Genomic DNA, 15983 nt, shown 5'->3' with positions numbered 1-15983 from the left:
TCTATTGACTGTTTTGGTGCCGATAAATGACATGTCGCACCCTGTTCAGAATGCATTCTTTCAACACTGCATGAAATTTAAGCACAACATAAATGCTGATGCGCATTTCACTTAGGTCGGTAGTCATTATCAAATTGAATCAAATCCTCTAAAACACTCGTCGGCTCTATCGCATTAAAACCCGAGGACATAACAATATCGGCAATAAAGACACTGAATGGAGACGCTAATAGAATAGAGGTAAAATTAAGAGGAAAAGTCGGCAATTGAGATGACAACCGCCGACCTGAATGGCCTCTAACTTTAAGCATTTAACTTAGGCCATGAACTTAACTAACTGACTTGAGAAACTAAATTGAATAACAAGCTCGAGTATCAAGCTCAAGCCACGAACTTAGGCAACCAACTCAAATAAAAAGCTTTAAGCAAAAGTGTCGACTGACTCCCCTTTGCCCGCCTCTTTCGCGCGCTCTTGGGATGACTCATTCACTTCCTCTACTTTCTGAGGCGAGATATTGGCTTGTTTCTGTTGAGCTTGTATCGATGATGACTGCATGCTCGCAGATGATTGACCCACATTGGCGATATTCATGATGATTTCCCTCAACTAATGACAACAATTACACGCTTAGACATTAGAGCGGAAAACTTAAGCGACGCTTAAGCCTTTAGCCTATTTTTAATACAAAATAACAGACTTTCCCCCCATGCTCAGATAACGCTTACAGCCCACAACAGCAGGCATGTAAAGGCGGATGCACTGACATTTTTATGCTCACGCTATCTCAGCAAAACATCCCACTTGTGACATGCGGCGCACAATGCCACAATGCCAGCAAAATCAATGCTTGCCAGCCAAGCGTCCATCCACACTGGAGCATCATTTTGACCCTCTACGGTATTAAGAATTGCGATACAGTGCGTAAAGCACGCAAATGGATTGAAAATCATCAACTTCCAGTTCACTTCCATGATTTTAGAGATGACGGCCTACGTCAAGAAGACCTCGAATTCTGGTGTAAAGCCTCAGGCTGGGAAACCGTATTCAATAAGCGCAGCACGAGCTTTCGTGCACTCAGTGACGCAGATAAAATCGATATTGATCAAGCCAAAGCCATTCAACTTATGCTGGCGCAACCGACACTGATCAAACGCCCCGTCTTGGTCGTCGGTGAACACGTGCTGATTGGCTTTGATGAAGCCGCCTATAAAAGAGTATTTTCACTATGATGCCAGCCGATGATTATCCCGTAACTGAACTGACAAAAGCGCTGATCGCCCGCCCTTCGGTGACGCCGCTTGATGAAGGCTGCCAAACCTTAATGGCTGAAAGACTCAGCGCCATCGGCTTTAATATCGAACCTATGGTATTTGAAGACACCACCAATATGTGGGCTCGCCGTGGCAATGAAGGTCCGGTCTTTTGTTTTGCCGGCCACACAGATGTTGTGCCAACGGGTGATGTGAGCCGCTGGCACACGCCGCCTTTTATGCCCACCATTATCGATGGCTACTTATATGGCCGCGGCGCCGCAGACATGAAAGGCTCATTGGCGGCTATGGTCATTGCCACCGAACGTTTTGTGGCTAAACACCCAGATCATAATGGCTCAATCGCCTTTTTAATCACCAGCGATGAAGAAGGCCCCTTCATCAACGGCACGACGCGAGTCATTGATACCTTAGAAGCGCGCAACGAGAAGATCACCTGGGCGTTAGTCGGCGAACCCTCATCAACCCTAAAGCTGGGCGATGTGGTCAAAAATGGTCGCCGCGGCAGTTTAACCGGCAACTTAACCGTCAAAGGCATTCAAGGCCACGTGGCCTATCCACACCTTGCTGATAATCCAATCCACAAAGCCGCGCCTTTCTTAGCCGAGCTGAGCCAGATGCACTGGGATAATGGCAATGAGTTCTTTCCGCCCACCAGCTTCCAAATCGCCAATATTAATGGCGGCACCGGCGCATCGAATGTGATCCCCGGCGCACTAGACGTGATGTTTAACTTCCGTTACTCCACCGAAGTGAGCGCTGAAATCTTGATTGAACGGGTTGAAGCCTTATTGAAAGCCCACGAGCTAGACTACGATATCAGCTGGATTTTCAATGGTCTGCCATTTTTAACCGGCGATGGCCCACTGCTTGACGCGACCCGTATTGCTATTCGCCAAGTCACAGGCTATGAGACAGATCCACAAACCACAGGCGGCACATCGGACGGACGCTTTATCGCGCCAACGGGTGCCAAAGTGTTAGAGCTTGGCCCAGTGAACGCCACCATTCATAAAGTGAATGAATGCGTTAAAGTGGATGACCTTGAGCAGCTAGCCCTGTGTTATGAAGTGATTTTGGAACAACTATTGTGCTAACACACCTTGAGATCCGCCCCGAAACCGCGAGGCTTTACGGCTTAAACTCCCCTGAATTGGTGGAATATTTAAGTCCGTATCACCTTGGGTATCATAGCTTTTGGCTCGAAGCGAACACCGCCATCGCCTTTAATGCGATGGCGGAAAAAGCCAAAGATGCGGGCATAGCACTCGCTATCTGCTCTGCCCACCGCCCTTTTGAGCGACAACTGGCGATTTGGAATGCCAAAGCCAGCGGTAAACGTGTGGTATTAGATGCCAACGAGCAAGCGGTGAGCATAAAAGGTTTAAGTGACGATGCCATCGTCGACTTGATTTTGCTTTGGTCGGCACTGCCCGGTGCTTCACGTCACCACTGGGGGACAGATCTCGATGTGTTCGATGCGAATCAAATTGATGTCAAAGCCCTGCGCCTTGTTGAAGCTGAATATGTCCAAGCAGGCCCCTGCGCCAAACTGCATGCTTGGCTGTTTGAAAATGCCCATGATTTTGGCTTTTACTTCCCGTTTCAGCGGGGACAAAGCGCGGTCAGTCCTGAGCCTTGGCACATCAGCTATTTCCCTGTATCACAATTATTATTGCCGCAATTCGATCGTGCCGAACTGGCAATCCTTTTAGAAAACAGTGATATGTTGCTAAAAGATGCGGTACTCGCACGATTAGACTATCTAGTGGATGAATACGTGCTGCGTATTGCTCAGCCATAACTGTGGGATATTAGTCGCAGATTTTTGTAAAGGTTAAGCCCAGCGCTCTATCGCCAAAATGGGCACCGAAATGCGGCTTAACATAATGATATATTTGATTAAGTAGGTTTTATGGATTTTTCGTCACACCGTCAGCAGCTCATTATTGCCGATCGTAAATTAAGTTACCTTGATGTCGGTACAGGCCCTGTATTGTTGTTTGGCCACAGTTATTTGTGGGATAGCGCCATGTGGGCGCCTCAAATTGCCGCATTAAGCGCCCATTACCGCTGTATAGTGCCAGAATTGTGGGGGCATGGTCAGTCAGATTTACTGCCCGATAATAGTAAAACCCTGCTCGATATTGCCGATCACATGTTGGCCTTAATGGATGATCTCGACATCACTGACTTTAGTGTTATCGGGCTTTCAGTAGGTGCAATGTGGGGGGCCGAACTGGTACTCAAGGCGCCAGCAAGGGTGAGAACCTTAGTCATGCTCGACAGTTTTATCGGTTTTGAACCCGAAGTGACCCGCGCGAAATATGATGGCATGCTGGATATGATTACCGCCGCTAAGGCGATTCCTGCGCCGCTTATCAGTGCAATTTCACCTTTGTTCTTCGCAAACAATGCCGCACATAACACACCTGAACTGGTCGCTGACTTTGAACACTCCCTTGCCACAATTTCAGCAGAAAAAATCTCCACGATAGTGAAACTGGGACGAATGATTTTTGGTCGCCGCGATACCATGGAATGTGCGGAGCAGTTGACACTCCCCTGCCTCATCATGGCTGGCGTGGAAGATAAAGCCCGCAGCGTATTGGAAAGTTACCTGATGAGTGATGCCATTGACGGCAGCCAACTTGTGCATATTCCTGCAGCAGGACACATATCAACTCTCGAACAAGCGAAATTTATTAACCAACATTTAGCCGATTTTCTGGCTAAACATTATTAATCAATCGCTAAATCTACGCTTCAAGGTGCGAAAACTCGCATCTTGAAGATGAGTATTTCTACTTAGCACATGTTATCAATATGTGCTTATATCAATATTGCTCACCCATACTTAATTCCTATTTTATGGATCAATACATTAGGCTTTACTTTATTAAAGTCTGTTATTGAGCACGCCTCGTTTCATTAAACTCACCTGTGAAACCTCTATTAACAAGTAAAGACCTTGCTTTTGTTCCAAGCGGCTCAAAAAATGTTGCATAAAGGTGAAATCTACCATTTATCAACTACCTTTATTACTGTATTCCCTCAACAAGGTATTCTGCCATGAGAAAAAGTACAGTTGCCCTCTGCGTGCTCAGCACACTTTATATGCAGTCTCTTTATGCCGATGTTCAAATAAATGGATTTGCCTCTATTGTCGCGGGTTCGAGTCTCAGTGACGATAAAAGCTATTATGACTATGACAAAGAGCTCAACTTTAATAACGATTCAAAAGTTGCCTTACAATTTACTGCCGATCTGGGCAGTGGCTTAAGAGCCACGGCGCAAGTGCTATCCCGAGGCAATAACGATTACAGTGCCGAATTTGAATGGGCTTATATCTCCTATGACATCAGCGACAAACTGATGCTCATGGCGGGCCGCCAGCGCTTTAACCTGTATAAATACTCTGATTATATTGACGTAGGCTATGCCTATCATTGGATCACCCCGCCCCGCGGCGTTTATTCGTTGCCGTTTAATTCAGGCGAAGGTGTCGGTTTAGTGTATTCCGATTTATGGGGCGATACCGAAGTCGGGTTGACCTATAAATACATCACCACTTCCGTTTCCGACTATGCACCTATAGGTTCATCAACACCTCCCGCGCCCTTCTCCGCCAAGGGCCACATAATGAACTTTAACTTTGTGACCTCTGGGTTTGAGTACGGCTTGAATATTGGCATAGTGACCGATTTCTCCTACGAGTTACCCGCTCTGCTCGGCCTAGGCGATGCGATTGCCCAAACTGGGTTATTTAGTCAGCAAGTGGTCGATGATCTTTTACCCATTAACGACAGCGCGTTACTTATCGGCGCTAACGTTAAATATGATGCGGGTAAATGGTTCGTGTTGGCGGAATACACTCGCATTGACGTCGACCCCAGCAGTTTTAACATCCAAGATTCGGCCTTTGTTTCCGGCGGGATCCGCTATAAAGATTTCACCTTCCACTTAACCTACGGTATCGATAAAAACGACCCACAAAACGATGCCTATGAGGGCATGTTACCGCTATACAATAGCCTGCCACCAGCAAACCAAGCTGCGCTAGCGCCTCTGGTTTTTGGTACAAAAGCTGCGCTTGAAGCACAGCAAGAAGACAGCTCCTACTACATCATAGGTACACGCTGGGATTTCCATCCCTCAGCCGCGCTAAAACTGGAGTACACCAACTACAGTAATGACAAACCGTCCTCCGATGAACAGTTGCTGAGTATGGCAATAGACTTAGTTTTTTAAGGAGTTAAACATGAAACTATTAATAAGATCTCGGTTGATGATGAAAACCTTAGTCGCCAGTGCGCTTTTGCTTGGCAGTGCCTGTGTGCAAGCCGAAATTGCCGTCGTGGTGCATCCTTCTAATACGTCAGAAATTAGCGCTGCGGATATTTCACGTATCTATTTAGGTAAACTGAAGTCTTTCCCCAGTGGTGGCACTGTGGTTGCGCTCGATCAACCCGAGGGCTCACCCGCCCGTGATGCCTTCGTGAAGCAGATCCTCAATAAAACCGAGAGTCAGCTCAAAGCCTATTGGTCAAAACTTGTCTTTTCAGGCCAAGGCCAACCGCCAAAAGTCGTCGACTCTAGCGCTGAAATGCTCTCATTGATTGCCGCCAACCCCAATATGATCGGGTTTGTTGACGTCAGCGAAGTGAACGATAGCGTAAAAGTGATCAGTAAGTTCTAACCCATACTGCATCATCCTTGTCCGCCTTAATCTCTGGCGGACAAGATTTTCACTCAGTATTAGCGCGATATTAACCCCAAACACACCCGCAAATGGCGCTCGAATCCCCAGAGAGAAGCTATCCATTTACAGTACTGTTAAGAAAAAATAATCTCGATTTCTCAATATCCAGATTCAAACCTTAATTGGATAGACCAGCAGAAACAATTTTGCTGGTATACTCTTGCTAAAAATGTGCTGCTTGCATGAATTAGAGCATGAGAAGACATTTTATATTTCAATAAAACAATAGGTTAAAATGAAACTACTCAAACCTTTATTCGACAACAACCGCCGCTGGGCCGGACGTATACGCCAAGAAAATCCTGATTTCTTCGAGCAATTAGCGAAACAGCAACATCCTGAATACCTGTGGATTGGCTGCTCAGATAGTCGCGTACCGTCTAACCAAATCATCGATCTTATGCCGGGTGAAGTCTTTGTTCACCGCAATATTGCCAACATGGTGATCCATACCGATCTTAACTGCTTATCTGTGCTGCAATACGCCGTTGATGTGCTCAAGGTGAAGCACATTATGGTGGTGGGTCACTACGGCTGTGGTGGTGTGCGTGCGGCCATGAGTCAGCAACGCTTAGGCCTTATCGATAACTGGCTCGGGCATTTACGTGATATCTACCGTATCTATCAAGATGAATTAAAACAGATGGATGAAGCCAAACGTTTTGATCGCCTATGCGAACTGAACGTGATTGAGCAGGTTGCCAACGTCACCAGTTCAACCATAGTGCAAGAAGCCTGGGATCGCGGCCAAGAAGTCGCAGTACACGGCTGGATTTACGGCATTGATAACGGTTTACTGACAGATTTAGATGTCACGGTTGACCGTGAACACGGCTTAGCCAATCCACGCTAACGGCCTGAATGTGTGCTTTTAACCCTTAGCTGAGTGTCATCTATGCTCAGATAAAACCTGCACCTGTGCAGGTTTTTCTTTTTCCATGGCAATTTTCAGCAATAAAACATCGCAAGGGTCTATTACCCCAGTTATAATCCGCCAGTTAATTGCAGCGCGACCTATGCGCGACATATTCTAAGGAGATACCTTCCATGCCCGGTTTTGAATTATTTGGTCCTGAAGAGAAGCAGGAAGTCGCTGACGTTATGGAAAACGGTTTTACCTTCCGTTACAACTTCGACCATATGCGTAATGATCGCTGGAAGACTCGCGATATGGAGCAACTGCTCTGCGAGAAAATGAACGTGAAGCATGCTCACCTTTTATCAAGCGGTACCGCTGCACTGCAAACGGCCATGATGGCTGCGGGCATTGGCGCTGGCGACGAAGTTATCGTGCCACCTTTTACCTTTGTTGCCTCAGTTGAAGCGATTTTTATGGCAGGCGCGATTCCTATCTTTGCCGAAATCGACGAGACACTGTGTTTATCTCCAGAAGGTATTGAAGCCGCGATTACCCCACGTACTAAAGCGATTAACTTAGTGCATATGTGTGGTTCTATGGCGAAGATGGACGAGATCAAAGCCGTCTGTGCAAAACATAACATCAAGATTTTAGAAGATGCTTGCCAAGCCATTGGTGGCAGCTACAAGGGCCAAGCCTTAGGTACTATCGGTGATGTGGGTTGTTACTCATTCGATTCAGTCAAAACCATCACCTGTGGTGAAGGTGGCGCTGTGATCACTAACAACACTGAAATCTACAACAACGCGCATATGTTCTCCGATCACGGCCATGACCACATAGGTAAAGACCGCGGCGCTGAGTCACATCCAATCATTGGCTTGAACTTCCGTATTTCGGAAATGAACGCCGCCTTAGGTTTAGCGCAATTACGTAAACTCGATACCATTATCGATATCCAACGTAAAAACAAAAAAACCATTAAAGATGCGATGGCCGCTGCTATCCCAGAAGTCACCTTCCGCCTGATCCCCGATCCAGAAGGCGACTCAGCGGGCTTCTTAACCTTTATGTTGCCAACCGAAGCGCGTACTATTGAAATCAGCAAAAAACTGGCTGAAAACGGCGTCGATGGCTGCTTCTACTGGTATGTAAACAACTGGCATTATTTGATAAACTGGAAACACATTCAGGAGCTTAAGGCATCTGCTGCGTTGCCAATCACATTAATCGCCGACAGACCTGACTATACTCAAGTTTCTGTGCCTAAATCCGATGCCATTATGAGCCGCACCATTTCTATGCTCATCAAGTTGTCTTGGACCGATGCTCAGATCGCTGAGCGTATCGAAAACATCAAGAAAGCATTTGCCCAATAATTCTACGGGAGTTTGTTGCAATGAGTTTTAAGAATTTTAAAGTAGTTGAAAAAATGATCTTCGGCCGTGGCTCATTCGTCCAATTGGATGAAGTGTTAGCTGCTGAACGTAAAACCGCCGACGACTTCGTGGTATTTTTAGTCGATGACGTGCATCAAGGCAAAGCCCTTGAGGGCCGTATCCCAGCTAAAGCACAAGACATGGTGATTTGGGTTAACGTTGATGAAGAGCCAAGCACCATTCAAATCGACACGTTAACAGAGCAAGTTCAAGCTTTTAATAGCAAACTGCCTGTAAGCGTAGTGGGTTTAGGTGGCGGTTCAACCATGGACGTGGCTAAAGCGGTATCGCTGATGCTGACCAACCCAGGTGGCTCTGCCATGTACCAAGGTTGGGACTTAATCAAGAACCCAGCGGTACACCACATTGGTATCCCAACGATTTCTGGTACTGGTGCAGAAGCGTCACGCACCGCCGTGTTATGTGGTCCAGTGCGTAAGCTAGGTCTGAACTCAGATTACACAGTATTCGATCAAATCATCATGGATTCTGAGTTAATCGAAGGCGTTGAAACGGACCAATGGTTCTACACAGGTATGGATTGCTATATCCACTGTGTTGAATCTTTACAAGGTACCTTCTTAAACGAATTCTCTAAATCCTACGCTGAAAAAGCCATGGATTTATGTCGCCAAGTGTACTTAGACGACCATGTAGATAAAGACGACAAGCTGATGATGGCGTCTTTCATGGGCGGCATGAGCATAGCCTATAGCCAAGTGGGTGCCTGTCACGCGGTTTCTTACGGTCTGTCTTATATCCTGGGTTACCACCACGGTATCGGCAACTGTATCGCCTTTGACGTGTTAGAAGAATTCTATCCAGAAGGTGTTGAAGAGTTCCGTTTGATGATGAAGAAACACAACATCACACTGCCGAAGAACATCTGTAAAGATCTGCCAGACGAAACCATCGCTAAAATGGTTGCCGTGACTAAGAGCATGGGTCCACTATGGGCTAACGTTTACGGCGCGGGTTGGGAAGAGAAAGTCACAGACGAAATGTTGACTGCCCTGTTCCGTCGCATCTAAGCTCTAACACATATTAAAAGGGCTCAATTGTGAGCCCTTTTGTCTATATGCATTGTATTTCTACACTGTATATCTTTGATAAAAGTAGGATAATTTGATGAATGTGACTCTGTTAATCCCGGCTCGTTACGGTTCAAGCCGCTTCCCGGGCAAACCCTTAGCCCCGATTAACGGCAAGCCAATGATCCAACACGTGTATGAACGCGCGTCGTTAGCCAAAGGCCTCACCAATATTTATGTCGCTACCGATGATGACCGCATTAAAGCGGCCGTTGAAGGTTTTGGCGGCAAAGTGGTCATGACCAGCCCAGAAGCGGCATCGGGTACAGATCGTATCAATGATGCGATAAACCAACTGGGACTGAAAGATGACGACTTAGTGATCAACCTACAGGGCGATCAACCCCTTATTGACCCAACATCCATCGAGCAAGTCATCAGCCTCTTCGAGCGTCACCCAGGTGAGTTTGAAATGGCCACCTTAGGCTTTGAAATCGTGAATAAAGCCGAGCTTGACGATCCTATGCATGTGAAGATGGTGTTCGATAACAACAACTATGCCTTGTATTTCTCTCGTTCGCGTATTCCTTTTGGCCGCGACACACAAGATTACCCCGTTTATAAGCACTTAGGTGTGTATGCTTATACCCGCAAATTCGTCCAAGCCTTCGCCGCCCTGCCATTAGGACGTCTAGAAGATCTGGAAAAACTCGAGCAATTACGAGCATTAGAATACGGCCATAAAATCAAAATCGCCATTAGCGCCTTTGATTCTATTGAAGTTGATACGCCAGAAGATATTCGTAAATGTGAGCAACGTTTAGCGGTTGATTAATCAGAGCTAAATCGTGCGCGAGTCTATTCGAAACAGGAGCTGAGTATGTCGACCTTAGAAGTCTGGATCATTATTATTTTGATCGTCGGTGTCATCGCCAGCAATCTTGCCGCGTTGAAGTACAGTGCTAAGTTCAAACTGCCGCAGTTCGGCCAACATGGTAAAGATAAGCAAATAAAGCCTACTGCTGAGCCTTCGGCAGCAGAGAATGACGCAGATGCGGCTTCAAATAAGCCGAGTTCTGCGGACTCAGAAGCCAATAAAACAGATGAGCCACCTAAGGGCTAAACTCAATAATGGCTTTTAAAGAGTGAGTCTGAAGATGGCTCTTGAACACGCCTCTAACTAGACTGCGCTAAAAAGCTGAGCAATGATGTTCGCAAACATAAAAAAGGCGCCATAAGCGCCTTTTTTGTCTCTTATACCAATCGTATTAATCACAAGCTCGTCCACGCATCAACCTTCAGCTTTTTTCGCTGATGTGCGACTTAATGGCTGCTCCTCAAGGTGCGCCACTAAAAAGACTAAGAAGCGAAACAGGGATTTAATCCTCAGATCGTGGCTTTTATTGGGCTCGGCCGCGACTAATTTCTGCAGTGATTTGATTTTAGAGTAAGCATTCTCGACTAAAGCGTCGTTCTCTTTACCGACATACTTAGCAAACTCGGCAAATTCGCCAATAAACTTCAGGGTCACTTTACGGCGATTTAACGCAGTGAGTGCAGCGCCCTCTTTCAGTTTTGCCTCAAAAATACTGCATTCTAAACCGCTGGCGATCGCACTTTGCGATAAACCGCTGCTTAACGCATCGGCCAGAAAGCCCAAATTGGCTTTTAACTCAAAGGCAATCGCCTGCTTACTGGCGCTCGATTGCTGCCAGCGACTGCGTTCCTTATCGAAAATATCGTATAGCTCTTTCCAAATGCTCATGCGCTTTGCCTACCTTGCACTGAATCACTCCCTTTCGTTTAATGGCACTCGACTTTATTTTTTTAATACTAGCGACTGAAAGTTATCATAAATTTAAGATTTTCGGCATAGCGCTATGATAAATAATGAGTTAAATAATGGGTTAATGCACATTCACACTAAAACTAAAATCGGCATAAAAAAATGGCCCGAACGAGTCGGGCCATAGTGCAACCATATTCAAATCGAGAGCAATGTATGAGCTGCCTGAGCGAGAAACGAACTCAGTGCTAACTCATGGTTAACTCACAGCTAATCCAATGAAATATAAAGTTAAAGCACTTGCGATTTTTTCGCGTTATTTTTCTCGGCGGCGAGTCGACGCTGCGCTTCTTTTTTCTCGCGGCGCGCTTCAATCACTTGATTCACATCACTACCGATATGCGCTTCGTTACGGGCTTTTGCCAGATTCACTTGTCGCTCACGCTCAACAAAACGTTTACGCTGCTCGTCAGAAATTTTATCGATACAATGTGGACAACTGACACCTTGCACATAGGCAGGACTCTGTTTTTCAACTTCAGTGATTGGCATGCGGCAAGCATTACATTGATCGTATTGACCTTTCTTCAAGTCATGGTTAACCGCGACGCGGTTATCGAACACGAAGCACTCGCCTTCCCACAGACTTTCTTCTGCTTTGACTTCTTCAAGGTATTTAAGGATGCCGCCTTCGAGATGATACACCTCGTCAAAGCCTTGCTCTTTCAAATACGCGGTTGATTTCTCACAGCGAATACCACCAGTACAGAACATGGCAACCTTTTTATGTTTAGCAGGATCAAGATTCTGCTTCACATATTCAGGGAATTCTCTGAAGGTTTCAGTCACAGGGTTAACGGCATTTTTAAAAGTGCCGATTTGCACTTCATAGTCATTACGGGTGTCGACTAAAATCACGTCAGGATCAGAAATCAGCGCATTCCAATCTTGAGGCTTAACATAGGTACCAACCACTTTAAGTGGATCAATGCCTTCAACGCCCATAGTGACGATTTCGTTTTTCAGTTTGACTTTAGTGCGGTAGAACGGCATTTCATCGTCGAATGACAATTTGTGAACAATATTGTCTAGGCCGTTTTGGCTATTAAGCCAAACCAATAATGCTTCAATCGCTTCTTGGGTGCCGGCAACTGTGCCATTAATCCCTTCGCTTGCGAGGAGCAGAGTGCCTTTGATCTCGGCCTGTTCCATCATGGCGAGCAGTGGCGCTCGGATAGATTCAAAATGCGGTAAAGACACGAATTTATATAACGCACACACGACGACTTTAGTCATAACACCCTCTTTGCTAGCTGGAACTTAATTTCCAGTGCATAAACAAATCAATCATCTGTAGACTGGCTACAGATCCCAAAATAGCGCGGAATTCTACCTGAGTCACAGCAAGATAAACACAGATAAAATGCAGGGTCTTTAATTCTTTACGCACAGAGGTAAGAAAAATCATTTTCTGCTGGCAAATTAAGCAGAAATTTCAATATGAAAGCGTTACCATCTGCGCCCTTTGCACACTGCCTGATTGGCACGCGGCATTCGTACTGGCACACTCGCGTCGTCAATAAGCATGTACATGTAGAAGACACAAGCCGACACCTGCATTCGTCGTATCAACTTACGTCGCATTAGCGCCACACAGTAGAGGAAATCCTAATGGCTTTAGCCGTTTTATACACTTTTCGCCGTTGCCCCTATGCCATGCGAGCGCGTTTGGGACTCTTACTCGCCCAATGCAATGTTGAAGTCCGCGAAATCACCCTTAAAGCTAAACCAGCGCAAATGCTGGCCGCTTCGCCCAAAGGGACAGTGCCGGTATTAGTGCTAGCCAATGGCGAAGTGATTGCCGAAAGTATTGAGATCATGCGCTGGGCACTCACGCAAGCGGATCCCTTAGATCTGCTATGTCAACAAAGCCCTGTAATTGAAGATAAAATGGCGCAACTTATCGCGCAAAATGATCAGCAATTTAAGCCATGGCTCGACCGCTATAAATATGCTGACCGTTACCCTGAACAAACGCAAGCCGACTATTACCAGCAAGCGAGCCATTTCCTCACGCAACTTGAAGCATGCTTAGGGCAACACTCCTTTTTAGTTGCCGATACACCTCGTCTTGCGGACTACGCCATCGTGCCTTTTATACGCCAATTTGCCGCAGTGGATCTTAAACGTGCACTGAGCGATGATTTTCCGCGACTCGCCGCTTGGCTAGAAAACCTCATTTCGAGTGAAATATTTATTCGTGCGATGGAAAAATATGTGATCTGGGACGCTAGCCATTCTCCAACTTGCTTGTTAGGAGACATGTAACCCAATAAGATTTAAAGATTATTTTTATTTTATGTTATAGCCATCGGTAAAATATTCGAGTAAGGTATTTGGCAGTTAGTGAGGTGGCTAATTTAGCTACAGATCACTAGGCAAGCTTCTCAAGATAAATGTAACCGCGCTTAATGTCTTTCAAAGGCGTGAATGATAGAACACAAGGATAAGGCAGTTGGAACATATGGATATCAATATCATTATTATGCTTGGGGGCCTGATGCTACTGCATTTTCTTTTCGCCCTTCGAGCCTTCAAGAGTAAAGTGGATCTCAGCACCAACAAAAAATGGTTATGGTGCCTACTCAGTTTGATCCTCGGCCCTATGGGATATTACGGTTATCACGGTTTTATTCCCCTCGATAGAATTCTCAAAGACTAAGCCGTCAAACACCATCACATTGGGCGATAAAACTTGCTACGGCATCATTGACCCGCCTAATTCAAAGACTAATTTCAAACAAATCAAAGCACATAAATAAGCATTTAAATAAATACTTACAAGCACTTAAACAAGAAAAAAAATAGCGCAACCTTAGGCTGCGCTATTTTAATGACCCCACTTTTACACAATCTTAAAATTTAAATCATTCGCTATAAATGGCTATGCAACAGTACAGCATCATCGGGGACTTTTTGGATCACAGGCGCTTGCCCTTCAGCCAAGGCTTGTTTATAACTTTGATTCATTTTAAGGGCGAGATACAAATCTGGCCGGATCAGAATGCCGCCTTCCCCTGTCTGCATACCCGCTTGCTCGAACCAACTCAGCATCTGTCGTTTACGCCCCGCAAGCACTAAGCGTACTCCACGCTTTTTAAGCAATTGATGTAAATCAGCCAACATGGCCATCACACTTAAATCTAAATGGGTAAAACAAGGCACGGCATCAATAATGATGCAATCGACCGGCTCAGATTCCCGAATAAACTTTTCCAGTAAACGGCGCTTAAAATACGTTGCATTAAAGTAAGTTAACGGCGAATTAAAGCGATACATAAACACGCCAGGCACAGATTTGGCTTTACCCGAATCATCGACGCTGCGGATAACGCCCTTATGATCTAAGCCAAGCACTTGATCCGTGGGGCGCATTACCGTCGCAAGGAACTGGAATAACCCCAGTAACACGGCCAAAGTGATCCCAGGAATCACCCCAATAAACAGCACAGAGAACAAGGTAATACACGCAAGCAAGAAAGCTGACTTATCCCGCACACGCAGATTCCACAGCGACTTAAGATCGATAAGCGAAATAGAAGCAATCACCAATACCACCCCTAATGCTGCGCTAGGGATGTACTTCAACGGCGCAGTAAAAAACAGCGCCACAACGCCAATCAATACCGCCGCTATGATGGACACTAACTGGCTCTTGCCGCCATTGGCATCGTTCACCGCAGTGCGGGAATCGGCGCCGCTCACCGCAAACCCTTGGGAGATGGCAGATGCGATATTGGCTAACCCTAACGCCCTGAATTCTTTATCTGCATCTATATCGTAACCATTTTTTGCCGCAAAACTTCGGGCCGTCAGCATCATGCTCACAAAGCTCACCATGGCTAAGTTGAGCGCTGGCACCACCAACTCACGGGCGATCCCCAAATCAAAAGCCGGTGCTTGGAATGAAGGTAAACCAGAGGTCACCTCTCCGACAACGCTAATGTCAAAGCTCGTCAGGTTAAATACCCAAACAAGGAACGCCGCCATCGCCATCGCGCACATAGATGCGGGCCATTGTGGACGAAACCGTTTCACTAAGGCATAAGTCGCGAGCGTCACAATCCCCATAGTCAACGTCGGCCAATGGGTTTTTGATAAATAAGAAGGGGCGCCGCTGAGGCGTTCGATTAAATAGCGCTCGTCGAAGGTAAAACCAAAAATCTTCGAAAATTGTCCGACGATAATGGTGATCGCGACCCCGTTAAGCAATCCCATCAAAATCGGCTTTGACAGAAAGTCAGCAAGCACACCCAGCTTAAAACGGCTCGCAATCAAGCACCAAAAGCCTGTCATGGCTGTCATGGTCATGACTAACTGCCAGTGCTTCATGCTATCGCCAGCGGCAAGGGGCGTAACAACGGCGGCGATAACGGCGCAAGTTGCCGCATCTGGACCCACGATTAATTGCTTTGAAGTACCAAATAGCGCGTATACCAGCATAGGCAATACGCAGGAGTACAAACCCACAGCAGCATTGACGCCTGTGAGCTGGGCATAGGCAATAGCAACAGGGAGTGCCACAGCGGCAACTGACAAGCCTGCGCGCACATCATCCCTAAGCCATTGCTTTTCATATTGTAATAATTGCGCCAATCCCGGCATAAACGAAATCAAACTAGGGAACTTCACTCGGCAACCTCCATACACACCATCAAGATAAGCACTAATCAGTATAACCGAGACTGAAAATATTCAGCGAAAAGGTCATTACCTAAAAGCCAGCAATAGTATGTTGGTTATGGCATAAAGCCAATCATTACGCGAGTATTTT

Annotated in this window: 17 protein-coding genes; 13 read left to right on the top strand and 4 right to left on the bottom strand. The window is 46.1% G+C overall.

All coding sequences use genetic code 11. The annotated features are described in order from the left end of the window. Positions 1 to 421: 421 nt before the first annotated feature. Positions 422 to 592: a hypothetical protein gene (locus tag AC5YB3_RS22120; RefSeq protein ID WP_006086821.1), complete on the bottom strand. Its 171-nt coding sequence runs from the start codon at positions 590 to 592 to the stop codon at positions 422 to 424. Positions 593 to 885: 293 nt separating this feature from the next. Between AC5YB3_RS22120 and AC5YB3_RS22115 the strand changes: the two genes are divergently transcribed. The 11 genes from AC5YB3_RS22115 to AC5YB3_RS22065 all read left to right on the top strand — a co-directional run bounded on the left by AC5YB3_RS22115 (position 886) and on the right by AC5YB3_RS22065 (position 10486). Beyond that, a complete protein-coding gene (locus AC5YB3_RS22115) occupies positions 886 to 1230 on the top strand; it encodes an ArsC family reductase (RefSeq protein ID WP_259561222.1) in 345 nt (114 codons plus the stop codon). Continuing rightward, the gene (gene dapE, locus AC5YB3_RS22110; protein ID WP_259561223.1) at positions 1230 to 2369 is read left to right on the top strand and encodes a succinyl-diaminopimelate desuccinylase; all 1140 of its coding nucleotides are present in this window, start codon (positions 1230 to 1232) and stop codon (positions 2367 to 2369) included. The genes AC5YB3_RS22115 and dapE overlap by 1 nt, the downstream gene beginning before the upstream one ends. Continuing rightward, positions 2363 to 3076 carry a M15 family metallopeptidase gene (locus AC5YB3_RS22105; protein ID WP_494526183.1) on the top strand — a complete coding sequence of 238 codons (714 nt, stop codon included), beginning with the start codon at positions 2363 to 2365 and terminating at the stop codon, positions 3074 to 3076. Before dapE ends, AC5YB3_RS22105 begins: the two co-directional genes overlap by 7 nt. Before the next feature lie 111 nt (positions 3077 to 3187). Next, the gene (locus AC5YB3_RS22100) at positions 3188 to 4018 is read left to right on the top strand and encodes an alpha/beta fold hydrolase (RefSeq protein WP_494526182.1); all 831 of its coding nucleotides are present in this window, start codon (positions 3188 to 3190) and stop codon (positions 4016 to 4018) included. Between the two features lie 326 nt (positions 4019 to 4344). Then, positions 4345 to 5523 carry a porin gene (locus AC5YB3_RS22095; protein WP_494526181.1) on the top strand — a complete coding sequence of 393 codons (1179 nt, stop codon included), beginning with the start codon at positions 4345 to 4347 and terminating at the stop codon, positions 5521 to 5523. Positions 5524 to 5533: 10 nt separating this feature from the next. Further along, positions 5534 to 5971 (top strand): type 2 periplasmic-binding domain-containing protein, encoded by a 438-nt coding sequence (locus AC5YB3_RS22090; RefSeq protein ID WP_006081830.1) that lies wholly within the window; start codon positions 5534 to 5536, stop codon positions 5969 to 5971. A gap of 298 nt (positions 5972 to 6269) precedes the next feature. After that, complete coding sequence (gene can / locus AC5YB3_RS22085; protein ID WP_006081831.1) at positions 6270 to 6887, top strand: carbonate dehydratase; 618 nt, start codon at positions 6270 to 6272, stop codon at positions 6885 to 6887. A 194-nt stretch (positions 6888 to 7081) separates the two neighbouring features. After that, on the top strand, positions 7082 to 8272 hold the full coding sequence (kdnA, locus tag AC5YB3_RS22080) for an 8-amino-3,8-dideoxy-alpha-D-manno-octulosonate transaminase KdnA (RefSeq protein ID WP_494526180.1): 1191 nt from the start codon (positions 7082 to 7084) through the stop codon (positions 8270 to 8272). Positions 8273 to 8292: 20 nt separating this feature from the next. Beyond that, positions 8293 to 9363 carry a 3-deoxy-alpha-D-manno-octulosonate 8-oxidase KdnB gene (kdnB, locus tag AC5YB3_RS22075; protein WP_012197228.1) on the top strand — a complete coding sequence of 357 codons (1071 nt, stop codon included), beginning with the start codon at positions 8293 to 8295 and terminating at the stop codon, positions 9361 to 9363. A 97-nt stretch (positions 9364 to 9460) separates the two neighbouring features. Beyond that, positions 9461 to 10198: an 8-amino-3,8-dideoxy-manno-octulosonate cytidylyltransferase KdsB gene (kdsB, locus tag AC5YB3_RS22070; RefSeq protein WP_006081834.1), complete on the top strand. Its 738-nt coding sequence runs from the start codon at positions 9461 to 9463 to the stop codon at positions 10196 to 10198. A 45-nt stretch (positions 10199 to 10243) separates the two neighbouring features. Beyond that, positions 10244 to 10486 (top strand): DUF2897 family protein, encoded by a 243-nt coding sequence (locus AC5YB3_RS22065; protein ID WP_107947744.1) that lies wholly within the window; start codon positions 10244 to 10246, stop codon positions 10484 to 10486. A gap of 168 nt (positions 10487 to 10654) precedes the next feature. On the opposite strand, the gene AC5YB3_RS22060 is transcribed toward AC5YB3_RS22065, so the two are convergent. Together AC5YB3_RS22060 and trhO are read right to left on the bottom strand one after the other, a co-directional pair. After that, entirely contained in the window at positions 10655 to 11128 is a 474-nt protein-coding gene (locus tag AC5YB3_RS22060; protein ID WP_006081836.1) for a hypothetical protein, read from the bottom strand. 312 nt (positions 11129 to 11440) lie between these two features. Continuing rightward, positions 11441 to 12445: an oxygen-dependent tRNA uridine(34) hydroxylase TrhO gene (gene trhO, locus AC5YB3_RS22055; protein ID WP_011846937.1), complete on the bottom strand. Its 1005-nt coding sequence runs from the start codon at positions 12443 to 12445 to the stop codon at positions 11441 to 11443. A gap of 375 nt (positions 12446 to 12820) precedes the next feature. On the opposite strand from trhO, the gene AC5YB3_RS22050 reads away from it, so the two are divergent. Beyond that, positions 12821 to 13477, top strand: a complete 657-nt coding sequence (locus AC5YB3_RS22050; RefSeq protein WP_494526179.1) for a glutathione S-transferase — start codon at positions 12821 to 12823, stop codon at positions 13475 to 13477. A 196-nt stretch (positions 13478 to 13673) separates the two neighbouring features. Further along, the gene (locus AC5YB3_RS22045) at positions 13674 to 13871 is read left to right on the top strand and encodes a hypothetical protein (RefSeq protein WP_006081839.1); all 198 of its coding nucleotides are present in this window, start codon (positions 13674 to 13676) and stop codon (positions 13869 to 13871) included. Positions 13872 to 14083: 212 nt separating this feature from the next. On the opposite strand, the gene AC5YB3_RS22040 is transcribed toward AC5YB3_RS22045, so the two are convergent. Then, complete coding sequence (locus AC5YB3_RS22040) at positions 14084 to 15841, bottom strand: SulP family inorganic anion transporter (RefSeq protein WP_011846940.1); 1758 nt, start codon at positions 15839 to 15841, stop codon at positions 14084 to 14086. Between the last annotated feature and the right edge of the window lie 142 nt (positions 15842 to 15983).

Source organism: Shewanella sp. 1311 (assembly GCF_059338235.1).
Note: the sequence above shows the minus strand (reverse complement) of the source record. Positions and strands in the feature narration are given on the sequence as shown.

Excerpts from the sequence above, each read along its gene's own strand:
- AC5YB3_RS22045 (WP_006081839.1), top strand. The coding sequence starts at position 13,674 with ATGGATATCAATATCATTATTATGCTTGGGGGCCTGATGCTACTGCAT.
- AC5YB3_RS22090 (WP_006081830.1), top strand. The coding sequence starts at position 5,534 with ATGAAACTATTAATAAGATCTCGGTTGATGATGAAAACCTTAGTCGCC.
- AC5YB3_RS22120 (WP_006086821.1), bottom strand. The coding sequence starts at position 592 with ATGAATATCGCCAATGTGGGTCAATCATCTGCGAGCATGCAGTCATCA.
- AC5YB3_RS22050 (WP_494526179.1), top strand. The coding sequence starts at position 12,821 with ATGGCTTTAGCCGTTTTATACACTTTTCGCCGTTGCCCCTATGCCATG.
- kdnB (WP_012197228.1), top strand. The coding sequence starts at position 8,293 with ATGAGTTTTAAGAATTTTAAAGTAGTTGAAAAAATGATCTTCGGCCGT.
- AC5YB3_RS22065 (WP_107947744.1), top strand. The coding sequence starts at position 10,244 with ATGTCGACCTTAGAAGTCTGGATCATTATTATTTTGATCGTCGGTGTC.
- AC5YB3_RS22060 (WP_006081836.1), bottom strand. The coding sequence starts at position 11,128 with ATGAGCATTTGGAAAGAGCTATACGATATTTTCGATAAGGAACGCAGT.
- kdsB (WP_006081834.1), top strand. The coding sequence starts at position 9,461 with ATGAATGTGACTCTGTTAATCCCGGCTCGTTACGGTTCAAGCCGCTTC.
- AC5YB3_RS22095 (WP_494526181.1), top strand. The coding sequence starts at position 4,345 with ATGAGAAAAAGTACAGTTGCCCTCTGCGTGCTCAGCACACTTTATATG.
- kdnA (WP_494526180.1), top strand. The coding sequence starts at position 7,082 with ATGCCCGGTTTTGAATTATTTGGTCCTGAAGAGAAGCAGGAAGTCGCT.
- dapE (WP_259561223.1), top strand. The coding sequence starts at position 1,230 with ATGCCAGCCGATGATTATCCCGTAACTGAACTGACAAAAGCGCTGATC.
- can (WP_006081831.1), top strand. The coding sequence starts at position 6,270 with ATGAAACTACTCAAACCTTTATTCGACAACAACCGCCGCTGGGCCGGA.
- trhO (WP_011846937.1), bottom strand. The coding sequence starts at position 12,445 with ATGACTAAAGTCGTCGTGTGTGCGTTATATAAATTCGTGTCTTTACCG.
- AC5YB3_RS22100 (WP_494526182.1), top strand. The coding sequence starts at position 3,188 with ATGGATTTTTCGTCACACCGTCAGCAGCTCATTATTGCCGATCGTAAA.